3 protein-coding genes and 1 pseudogene are annotated in these 3,437 nt (G+C 72.1%); all 4 read left to right on the top strand.

Going from position 1 to position 3,437, the window contains the following annotated elements; genetic code table 11:
• Positions 1–957: pseudogene (locus J5F18_RS13300) on the top strand (hypothetical protein); the annotation flags it as partial.
• Between the two features lie 7 nt (positions 958–964).
• Positions 965–1,879, top strand: coding sequence for a tRNA pseudouridine(38-40) synthase TruA (gene truA, locus J5F18_RS13295; RefSeq protein WP_346299087.1), 915 nt, complete (start codon positions 965–967; stop codon positions 1,877–1,879).
• Positions 1,879–2,517: a phosphoribosylanthranilate isomerase gene (locus J5F18_RS13290; protein WP_346299086.1), complete on the top strand. Its 639-nt coding sequence runs from the start codon at positions 1,879–1,881 to the stop codon at positions 2,515–2,517. The genes truA and J5F18_RS13290 overlap by 1 nt, the downstream gene beginning before the upstream one ends.
• A 141-nt stretch (positions 2,518–2,658) precedes the next feature.
• The coding region (locus J5F18_RS13285; protein ID WP_346299085.1) for a tryptophan synthase subunit beta at positions 2,659–3,437 on the top strand (779 nt) is incomplete at its 3' end.

Genomic DNA, 3,437 nt, shown 5'->3' with positions numbered 1-3,437 from the left:
GATCAGGCCCGCGAACTGCTGGAAGCGAGCCTGGCCCGGGAGCCGGAGCGCGATGACCTGCGGCTCAAGCTACTCAAGGTCCACCTGGAGCAGGGCAGCCGCGAGGCGGCGCAGCAGGAAGCCGCGCGACTGCGCGACGGCGGCAACCCGGCCGTGCGCGACGAGGTGGCGCGGCTGATGGCCGGCCCCGAGGAGGGAGCGAGCGGGGCGCACGCGGCCCCCTTCACGACCGACGGGACGGAAGACGACCGGGCTGTGTTCGCCGAATCGGCCGAACTGCCGCCGCGGGTCTTCGACGAGCCCCCGGACGAGGCGTCCGATGCTCCCTCGGAGGCGCCTGCCGCATCCCGGGGGCTTGCCTCCTCGGCCGCGCCTGGTTCGACCCAGGCCGCCCCGAGCGAGCCGGAGCGCTCCCCTCGCCCGGTGGCGCCGCCGGATGCCGGGGAGGCGACGTCCGACGCCACGCCACCGGCGTCCGAGCCCCCGGGATCCGAGCGCTTCAAGCCCGAGCTGCCCAAGGTGGTGACCCGCAAGCGCGACGATGGCAGCGAGGTCATCGACTACCGGCCGCCGGCGCTTGACCCCACGCCGGCGCCCCGGGAGGAGACGCCGATGCAGCCTAGCGTCGAGTTCACGGCCGATGTGCCGGCGGGGGAGGCGCCGGTGGGCGAGGCGGCAGGGCAGGGCGCCGAGCCCGAGCGCGCCGTCGCCGAGCGTGACGCTCCGGGCGAGATTCCCGAGGAGTGGGAGGTGGAGGAGGTGGCCTTCCCGCCGCTGCGAGCGGATAATGTGCCCCACGCCGCCGATGCCACTCCCGACGGCCTTGCCGAGGCGCGGCGCCTGATCGCCGAGGGACGCGTCGCCGCGGCGCGCGAGCGGCTGGTCAGGCTCCGTCAGGATGCGAATCCGACGATCCGGGAGGAGGCGACGGCCCTGCTCAATCGCCTGGACAGATGAAGGCCGCATGACCCTCTTTCACCGCCTCGATGAACGCACCCCCATGACAGGACGCCTGGCCATGGGGGTCGAGTATGACGGCAGCGCCTACTGTGGCTGGCAGCGTCTCAAGCATGCCGCCTCGGTGCAGGCTTCGCTGGAGACGGCGCTGGCCAGGGTGGCCAATGAGCCGATTCGGGTACACGCCAGCGGACGCACCGACTCCGGGGTGCATGCCACCCGTCAGGTCATCCACTTCGACTCGCCGGTGCCGCGTTCCCAGAAGGCCTGGGTATTCGGCGTCAACGCCAACCTGCCGCGGGATATCGCCGTGCGCTGGGTCACCGAGGTGCCCGATGAGTTCCACGCCCGCTTCAAGGCGCTGGCGCGCCGCTACCGCTACGTGCTGCTCAACCAACCCAGCCGCCCGGTGTTGGAGCGCGCCAATGCCACCTGGTGCCGCGACCCCCTGGATGCCGACGCCATGCACCGCGCCGCCCAGGCGCTGGTGGGCGAGCACGACTTCTCGAGCTTCCGTGCCGCCGGCTGCCAGTCGAAGACCCCCTGGCGCCACCTGCACTTCATCGAGGTGCACCGCCATGGCCCCCTGGTGGTGGTCGATGTCCAGGGCAACGCCTTCCTGCACCACATGATCCGCAACATCGTCGGCGCCCTGGTCACCGTGGGTCGCGGTGAGCGCGGCGACGACTACCTGGCCGAGCTGATGGCGCTCAAGGACCGCACTCTGGGCGATGTCACCGCCCCGGCCTGCGGCCTGCACTTCGTCGACTCCCTCTATGACGCGCGCTGGGGGCTGCCCCGGGAGCCGCTCGGCCCCAACCTGCTGGCCTTCCTCGGCGAGTGGACCGGCGAGCGGCCGCTGCCCGACTGTCCCCTGGTCGAGTTCCGCCGCGGGCAACCGGTGGCCGAGAAGGAGGTGTGATGATGCAGCGTACCCGCGTCAAGATCTGCGGCCTGACCCGCCCCGAGGATGTGGACGCCGCCGTGGCGGCCGGCGCCGATGCCCTGGGTTTCGTGCTCTGGCCCGGCAGCCGGCGCGCCGTCTCCGAGGCGCGCCTGGCGGCGCTGGCCGCCCGGGTGCCGGCCTTCGTCACCCGGGTGGGGCTCTTCGTCGACCAGGACCCGGCGCTGGTCGAGCGCTGTGCCGGCCACCTGGACCTGCTGCAGTTCCACGGCGACGAGTCGCCGGCGACCTGCGAGCGGGCGGGGCGCCCCTGGATCAAGGCGCTGCGCATGCGCGAGGGGCTGGACCTGCCCGCCGCCGCCGAGGCCTACCGGGGCGCCCGGGGATTGCTGCTCGACGCCTACCGCCCCGGCGTGCCCGGCGGGACCGGGGAGACCTTCGACTGGTCCCGGATCCCCGCAGGCCTGGCAAAACCTGTTATCCTCGCCGGAGGCCTGACGCCCGACAACGTGGCCGAGGCCATCGCGACGGTGGCGCCCCTGGCCGTGGATGTCTCCGGCGGAGTCGAGGCCGCGCCCGGCGTCAAGGATGCCGGCCGCCTGGCGGCCTTCCTCGAGGCCGTGCGGGCCGCCGATGCGCGGCGCCTGTCGCGCTGAGGCGTCCCGGGCGCCCGGCGCCGCCGCCGGGCCATCGAGGGCCGCCGCGGCCAGGGCGTTTCACCGCTGCTGGTTACCGTTGCCTTCAACCGTTGCTGTCAACCCCCCTTAGCCCTTCTGGCGACCTGTGAGGTGTCTTTCGTGAGCAAGTTCAGTGACCTGACCCGACTGCCGGATGCCCGTGGCCACTTCGGCGCCTACGGCGGCCGATTCGTCTCGGAGACCCTGAGCTTCGCCCTGGAGGATCTGGCCAAGACCTACCTGAGTCTGCGCGACGATCCTGAGTTCCAGGCGGAATTCGACTATCACCTGGCCCACTACGTGGGCCGTCCCTCGCCGCTCAAGCGCGAGGACCTCAACCACACCGGCGCCCACAAGGTGAACAACACCATCGGCCAGGCGCTGCTCGCCAAGAAGAGCGGCAAGCCGCGGGTCATCGCCGAGACCGGCGCCGGCCAGCACGGCGTGGCCACCGCCACGGTGGCGGCCCGCCTGGGGCTCAAGTGCGACGTCTACATGGGCGCCGAGGACGTGGAGCGCCAGAAGCTCAACGTCTACCGCATGCGCCTGCTCGGCGCCAACGTCATCGCCGTGCAGTCCGGCACCCGCACCCTCAAGGACGCCATGAACGAGGCGATGCGCGACTGGGTCACCAACGTCGACGATACCTTCTACATCATCGGCACCGTGGCCGGCCCGCACCCCTATCCGATGCTGGTGCGCGACTTCAATGCCGTGGTGGGGCGCGAGGCGCGTCGCCAGTCCCTGGAGGAGTTCGGCAAGCTGCCCGACGCGCTGATCGCCTGCGTGGGCGGCGGCTCCAATGCCATGGGGCTCTTCTACCCCTTCGTGGAGGATGACGAGGTCGCCATGTACGGCGTCGAGGCCGGCGGCGACGGCGTCGAGACCGGCCGCCACGC

The organism is Halomonas sp. BM-2019 (assembly GCF_017584085.1).
The sequence above is the reverse complement of the archived record's forward strand: the minus strand, read 5'-3'. Positions and strand labels throughout refer to the sequence as shown.